General features: G+C 74.0%; 6 protein-coding genes. 3 read left to right on the top strand and 3 right to left on the bottom strand.

The window, feature by feature from the left end:
* The first annotated feature begins 134 nt into the window (after positions 1-134).
* The 3 genes from OMK64_RS16015 to OMK64_RS16025 all read left to right on the top strand — a co-directional run bounded on the left by OMK64_RS16015 (position 135) and on the right by OMK64_RS16025 (position 2,778).
* On the top strand, positions 135-734 hold the full coding sequence (locus tag OMK64_RS16015) for a hypothetical protein (protein ID WP_272729363.1): 600 nt from the start codon (positions 135-137) through the stop codon (positions 732-734).
* 409 nt (positions 735-1,143) lie between these two features.
* Positions 1,144-1,764, top strand: coding sequence for a DUF47 domain-containing protein (locus OMK64_RS16020; protein ID WP_124341894.1), 621 nt, complete (start codon positions 1,144-1,146; stop codon positions 1,762-1,764).
* A gap of 6 nt (positions 1,765-1,770) precedes the next feature.
* Complete coding sequence (locus OMK64_RS16025; RefSeq protein WP_272729358.1) at positions 1,771-2,778, top strand: inorganic phosphate transporter; 1,008 nt, start codon at positions 1,771-1,773, stop codon at positions 2,776-2,778.
* 68 nt (positions 2,779-2,846) lie between these two features.
* Here OMK64_RS16025 and OMK64_RS16030 read toward each other — a convergent pair whose 3' ends face one another.
* The 3 genes from OMK64_RS16030 to mshD are packed head-to-tail and all read right to left on the bottom strand — an operon-like array spanning position 2,847 to position 7,014.
* Complete coding sequence (locus tag OMK64_RS16030; protein WP_272729359.1) at positions 2,847-3,821, bottom strand: NUDIX hydrolase; 975 nt, start codon at positions 3,819-3,821, stop codon at positions 2,847-2,849.
* Positions 3,818-6,049 (bottom strand): RNA degradosome polyphosphate kinase, encoded by a 2,232-nt coding sequence (locus OMK64_RS16035; protein ID WP_272729360.1) that lies wholly within the window; start codon positions 6,047-6,049, stop codon positions 3,818-3,820. The genes OMK64_RS16030 and OMK64_RS16035 overlap by 4 nt, the downstream gene beginning before the upstream one ends.
* Positions 6,046-7,014, bottom strand: coding sequence for a mycothiol synthase (gene mshD / locus OMK64_RS16040; RefSeq protein WP_374694108.1), 969 nt, complete (start codon positions 7,012-7,014; stop codon positions 6,046-6,048). Before mshD ends, OMK64_RS16035 begins: the two co-directional genes overlap by 4 nt.
* Positions 7,015-7,223: the final 209 nt, after the last annotated feature.

A 7,223-nucleotide genomic window follows, 5' to 3' on the forward strand; every position in this document is an offset into this window, starting at 1 on the left:
CGCGCGACCGGGGCGCCGAGGAGGCAAGATCGTCCGACGGGTGAGCGCCGGCCCCGCGGCCCGCCCGCGCGAGGAGGTGCGCGATGACCGGTCCGACCAGCGGTGACGAGCCCCGTCGCCCGCGTCGCCCCGCGATGCTCGACCCGCAGCAGGCCGACGCCATCCCCGGCGACCTGTCGCCCGCGCTGCGTGACGAGGTCGCGCACACGACGGCGCAGGCGCTCGTCCGGCGCGGCCGCGCGCAGCCCGACCCCGACGTCGTCGCCCGGCTCGTGGCGCTCGTCGAGCACGAGGGCCTCGACGTCGTCGCGGGGCTGTGGGCCGACAGCCAGCCCGACACCCTGCCCGGGGCGTTGTGGCGCCTGTACGTGCTGCGCGAGTGGGTGCGGCGCGACCCCGTGACCATCGCCGACCGCTACCGCGCTGGTGTCGCGGCGGCCCCCGTGCACGGCGTCGTCGCGGGCGTCGCCGACACCCCCGGGCCCGAGGACGTGCGAGCCGTCGCCGACGCCGTCCTGTCGGGCGTGTACGCGGGCGACCTCGCGGTCGCGCTCGAGCGGGCCGCCGCGTTCTGCCAGGTCCTCGCGACCGGCGCCGCGTTCGACGCCGACCACCTCGACCTCGTCGACCCGCGGGGAGCGCTGCGCACGACGCGCGGGGCCGCGTCCCTCGTCCGCACCGCCGAGGAGCTCACGCACGCCGCCGCGCTGTGGCGCGCCGACCGGCTCGAGTGACGCACGGCCGCGCCGTGCCCGGTCCGTCCGGTCCTGCCGGACGGGTGTCGTGAGGTTCCGCACAGCGCACGGCGGGCCCGGGCGACGTAGGATCGACGAGGCGCCGGGCCGCGGTAGCCCCGGGCTCCATCTCAAGCCGCTTCGAGCGGCCACGCGCCGAGAGGCGCTCCCGGTCCGGCGCCGCCCCACCTCCCACCTGCGCGAACGCGTGTCGTCGCTGCGGGTGGGACGTCGTCGCGGCGGCTCCCGCGTGGCGCCCGGCGCGTCGCCACCCGGACGGGCGCACGGCGTTCCCCGGACCGTCGTCGGGCTGTCACCATGTGTCCACGAGCCCGTCGGCCGCCGTTAGGCATCCGGGCTCGGGTGACCTAGCCTGAACCACGTCCGTCCCCCCGTCCCGGAGATTCCCGTGCGCCTGCGCCTCACCCCGCGCGACACCACGTACTTCGACCTCTTCGCCGACTCGGCGAAGCACCTCGTGACCGGGGCCAACCTCCTGGGCGAGATGCTCGGGGCGGACCGCGCCACCCGCAAGGAGATCGGCAAGCGGATCGCCGACGCCGAGCACGCGGCCGACGACGCGACGCACACGATCATGCGGCGCCTCAACCAGACGTTCGTCACGCCGTTCGACCGCGACGACATCTACATGCTCGCGTCGCACCTCGACGACTGCATGGACCTCATGGACGAGGCCGCGGACCTCATCGTGCTCTACAAGATCGACGAGCTGCCCGCCCGGGTGTCCGACCAGGTGCAGGTGCTCCAGCGCGCGGCCGAGCTCACGGCCGACGCGATGCCGCGGCTGCGCTCGATGGACTCGCTCTCGGAGTACTGGGTCGAGGTCAACCGCCTCGAGAACCAGGCCGACAAGTCGCACCGCAAGCTCGTCGCGCAGATGTTCGACGAGGTCACGGACCCCGTGATGATCATCAAGCTCAAGGAGATCATCGACACGCTCGAGGACGCCGCCGACGCGTTCGAGAAGGTGGCCAACGCGGTCGAGACGATCGCGCTCAAGGAGTCCTGAGCCCACGTGGACGTCCTGCTCGTCGTCGTCGTGGTCGCGTTCGCCCTCGGCTTCGACTACACCAACGGCTTCCACGACGCCGCCAACGCGATCGCGACCTCCGTCTCGACGCGTGCGCTGACGCCGCGGGTCGCGCTGCTCATGGCGGCGTTCTTCAACCTCGTCGGCGCGCTGCTCGGCACGCACGTCGCGACGACGATCGCCGAGGACATCATCAGCATCGGTGACGTCGGGCCGCACGAGGGCCTGATCATCGTGCTGTCGGGCCTGATCGGCGCGATCACCTGGAACCTCATCACGTGGTGGCTGGGCCTGCCGTCCTCGTCGACGCACGCCCTCATCGGCGGCCTCACCGGCGTCGGCGTCGCGTCGGGCATCACCGTCCACTGGAGCGCCATCTGGGACAAGGTCGTCCTGCCGATGGTGTTCTCGCCGCTCATCGGGTTCCTGTTCGCGTTCGGCCTCATGGTCGGCGTGCTGTGGCTCGTGCGGAACCGCGCGCCCGCCCGGACGATGCGCCGCTTCCGGCTCGCCCAGACCGCGTCGGCGGCCGCGATGGCCCTCGGGCACGGCCTCCAGGACGCGCAGAAGACGATGGGCGTCATCGTCCTCGCGCTCATCGCGGGCGGCTTCCACGACCCGGACAACATGACGATCCCGCTGTGGGTCAAGCTGTCCGCCGCCGCGGCCATCTCCGCCGGCACCTACGCGGGCGGGTGGCGCATCATGCGCACGCTGGGCCGCAAGATCATCGAGCTCGACCCGGCGCGCGGCTTCGTCGCGGAGTCCGTGGCCGCCATCGTGCTCTACGCCAACGCGTACTGGCTGCACGCGCCCGTCTCGACGACGCACACCATCACCTCGGCGATCATGGGCGTCGGCGCGACCAAGCGGCTGTCGGCCGTCCGGTGGGGCGTCGCGAAGAACATCGGCGCCGCCTGGGTCCTCACCATCCCGGCCGCCGCGCTCGTCGCCGCGCTCATCTACCTCGTGCTCAACCCGATCCTCACCTGACGGGCCGCGACTGCCCCAGCGGGCCGTCGGCTGCCCGCGGGACTCCGTGCCGGACCGGTCCGGACGGCTCAGGCGGCGGGGCCGTGCACCTCGACCGCGACGACGCGCGGACCCTTCGGACGGTGCGCCACGTGCGCGACCAGGATCTGCCCCGGCTGCAGGTACGGGTCCTCCGCCGGCAGGTGGGCGGCGACCCCCTTGCGCGCGCGTGCCGCGAGCGCCTGGAAGGCCGTGCCGAGCACGGGCCGGTGCGTGCACACCACGCCGTCGCCGGGCCAGTGCAGCAGCGCGTCGACGTGGCCCGTGACCAGGCCCGGCGCCTCCTCGTGCGCGTCCTCCGACCACGCCTCGACCTTCTGCTCGGGCATGCCGACCGCGCGCGCGTACGGGCGGACCGTCTCGACGCACCGCCGCCACGGGCTCGTCACGACGTGCGCGACGCCGAACGCCGACAGCAGCGGCACGAGCGCGTCGGCCTGCCGCGCCCCGTCCGAGGTGAGCGGTCGCTCGGCGTCGGGCCCCTTCCACGCGCTGCGCTTGCGGGCCGACCCGTGCCGCGCGACGACGAGCGCGTGCGTGTCGAGCCGGCCCTTGCGGTACGCGGCCACCAGCGCGGCCAGCGGCGCGCGGTCGGCCGACCGGGTCAGGCGGCGCGCGGCCGTGCCGACGTCCATCCACCGCACGCGGTCGATCTCGGAGCGGGACGCACGCGGCACCGGCGGGCGCGCCCGCAGGGCCACGGCGTCGCGGCGTCCGGCGACCTGCGCGGCCCAGTAGTGGACGCGCTTGGTGCGGCCGTCGGACAGGCGGTACTCGAGCCCGGGCAGCGGGATCCCGAGCACGACGTCGTGCCCGGTCTCCTCCGCGACCTCCCGGACCGCCGCGGCGACCGCGGTCTCGCCCGGGTCGAGCTTGCCCTTCGGCCACGACCAGTCGCGGTACCGCGGCCGGTGCACGAGCGCGACCTGCAGCCGACGCAGGCGCACGCGCCACACGAGCGCGCCGGCCGCCTCGACGACGGCCGGACCGGCAGAGCTGCTCACCGGCTGGCGCCGGGGCGGCGCCGCTGCCGCTGGATGAGGGCCGCCTGCAGGTCGACGAGCGGGTTGCCCTCGTCGTCCACGTGCCGGCGGTGCCAGTCGCCCGCGCCGTCGAGGTGCCACGACGACGTCGCGTCGTCCATGGACTCGTCGATGAGGTCGACGAGCTCGCCCACCTGGTCCGCGTCGGACACGCGGACGAGCGCCTCGACGCGCCGGTCGAGGTTGCGGTGCATGAGGTCCGCCGACCCGATGTAGACCTCGGGCCCCTCGAACGCGTCGTCGTCGCCGGTCGCGTGCGCGAACGCGAAGATCCGCGAGTGCTCGAGGAACCGGCCGAGGATCGAGCGCACGCGCACGTTCTCCGAGAGCCCCGGCACCCCCGGCCGCAGCGCGCAGATGCCGCGGACGACCAGGTCGACCTGCACACCCGCCTGCGAGGCGCGGTACAGCGCGTCGATCGTGGCCTCGTCGACCATCGAGTTGACCTTGATCTTGATCCACGCGGGCTCGCCCGCGCGCGCCGCCGCGGCCTCGCGCTCGATGCGCTCGATCAGGCCCGCGCGCACGGACCGCGGCGCGACGAGCAGGCGGTGGAACCGCGACTTCGGCGCGTACCCGGACAGCTGGTTGAACAGGCGCGTGAGGTCCTGCCCAACCTCGGGGTCGGACGTCAGCAGGCCCAGGTCGGTGTAGAGCCGGGCCGTCTTCGGGTGGTAGTTGCCCGTCCCGACGTGGCTGTACCGGCGCAGGCCGTCCGCCTCCTGGCGGACCACGAGCGAGAGCTTGCAGTGCGTCTTGAGACCGACGATGCCGTACACGACGTGCACGCCCGCCTGCTCGAGCTTGCGCGCCCACGAGATGTTGTTCTGCTCGTCGAACCGCGCCTTGATCTCCACCAGCGCGAGCACCTGCTTGCCCGCCTGCGCGGCGTCGATGAGTGCGTCGACGATGGGGGAGTCGCCTGACGTCCGGTACAGCGTCTGCTTGATCGCGAGCACCGCCGGGTCGGCCGCGGCCTGCTCGAGGAACGTCTGCACCGACGTCGAGAACGAGTCGTACGGGTGGTGCAGCAGGATGTCGCGCTCGCGGATCTTCGCGAACACCTCGGCCGGCGTCGCGCTCTCCACCTCGGCGAGCTGGCGGTGCGTCGTCGGCACGAACCGCGGGTACTGCAGCTCCGCGCGGTCGAGGTCCGCGATGACGTTGAGACCCGTGTAGTCGAGCGGCGCGGGCAGCTCGTAGACCTCGTCCTCGGCCATCCGCAGCTCGCGCACGAGCAGCTGACGGATGCGCGGGCTGATGCCCTCCGCGATCTCCAGGCGCACCGGCGGGCCGAACCGGCGACGCAGGAGCTCCTTCTCCATCGCCTTGAGCAGGTTCTCGGCGTCGTCCTCCTCGACCTCCACGTCCTCGTTGCGGGTCACGCGGAACGTGTGGTGCTCGCGCACCTCCATGCCGGGGAACAGGTGCTCGAGGTGCTCGGAGATGACGTCCTCGACCGGGACGAACGACATCGGGCCCTTCTCCGGGGCGGCCGCGCCCGCGTCGGGCGCCGACGGCCGGCCGCTCGCGTCGACCGCGATGAACCGCGGCAGCAGCGGCGGCACCTTCACGCGCGCGAAGTGCTCCTTGCCCGTCACCGGGTTGGCGACGACGACCGCGAGGTTGAGCGACAGCCCCGAGATGTAGGGGAAGGGGTGAGCCGGGTCGACCGCGAGCGGCGTCAGCACGGGGAAGATCTGCCGGCGGAAGAACTTGCGCAGCCGGTCCTGCTCCGCGTCGCCCAGCTCGTCCCAGCGGACCAGCGTGATGCCCTCCGCGCGCAGCGCCGGCTGCACCTGCTCGGCGAACACGCGCGCGTGCCGGTGCTGCAGCTCGTGCGCCTTCTCGCTGATCGCCTCGAGCACCTGGCGCGGCGACAGGCCCGACGCCGCCGTCACGGCGATGCCCGTCGCGATCCGCCGCTTGAGCCCCGCGACGCGCACCATGAAGAACTCGTCGAGGTTCGAGGCGAAGATCGCGAGGAACCGCACGCGCTCGAGCAGCGGGACGTTCGGGTCCTCCGCGAGCTCCAGCACGCGCTGGTTGAACGCGAGCCACGACAGCTCGCGGTCGAGGAACCGGTCGTCGGGGAGCGGTTCGGGCTCGACGACCGGCAGCTCCTCCTGCGGGGCCACGTGCGAGGCGAGGTGCTCCTCGAGGGAGTCGAGCGCGGGTGCGTCGGTCATGACCCCATCGTGGCACCCGTGGGTGAACCCTCGGTATCGGAAGCGAGCATCACGTCGGTCGCGGCCCGCACGAACCCCTGCGCGTCGTACGTCCGGACGGCCGCGGTGTTGTCCGCGTCGACGTACAGCACGACCGTCGCGAGGCCCCGCGAGGCCAGATGGTCGAGCCCTGCCGAGGTGAGCGCGCCGCCCAGGCCCGTGCCCTGCGCGTCGGGGTCGACGCCCACGACGTAGATCTCGCCGACCGGCTCGTCCGCCTCCGTGCCCGCCGGGTGCACCTTCGTCCACACCGACCCGACCAGCACGCCGTCGCGCTCGGCGAGCAGGAAGCCCTCCGGGTCGAACCACGGCTCGCGCTCGCGGGCCTGCACGTCCGCGACCGTCAGGCGGCCCTGCTCGGGGTGGTGCGCGAACGCGCGCGCGTTGACGCGGCGCCACGCCTCCTCGTCCTGGCCGGGGACGAACGCGCGCAGCGTCGTGCCCGCCGGGAGGGGGCGGCGCGTCGCGTCGGTCCGGCTCGCGAGGTCGAGGCGCAGCTTGCGCAGCTCGCGCACCACGACGAGGCCGGTCATGGCCGCGAAGGCGCGCGCGGCCGGCAGGTCGCCGTGCGCCCAGACCTTCAGCCCGGTGCCGGTGGCGGTCGCGGTGTGCGTGCGGGCCGCGTCGAGCAGGGCGCGGCCGGTGCCGCGGCGGCGGTGCGCCGGGTCGACGACGAGCTCCGCGGACGCCGTCTCCGTGTCGACCTGCGCGTACCCGACGAGCTCGCCCGCGGGAGTCCGCGCGGTCAGGTGCACGACCGGTGCGGCCGCGTCCGCCAGACGGAGCAGCGGCTGCTCGGACAGCGGCGCGACGCCGTCCACCTCGTGGGCGCGAGCGGCCAGCCCCCTGACCTGCGACGCCGCCGCGTCGTCCGGACGGCCCGTCGTCGCCGTGATCGTGACCTGCACGTTCGCGCCCTCCACCATGCGGGACATCCCACCACGGACGGGGGACGCGCGCCCTGCGCGCACAGGCGGAGCGGGTACGTTGGACCGGCCATGGACGACTCGACGCGCACCCTCGCCGAGGACGCCCCGACCCCGCAGACGCGCCGCTCGCGGCGTGCCCTCCGCGAGGCCGGAGCGTCCGCCGCACGGGCGACGCCGACGACCTCCGCGGACGTCGTCGACGTCGA

This window comes from Cellulomonas fimi, assembly GCF_028527925.1.
Lineage (GTDB): Bacteria > Actinomycetota > Actinomycetes > Actinomycetales > Cellulomonadaceae > Cellulomonas > Cellulomonas fimi_C.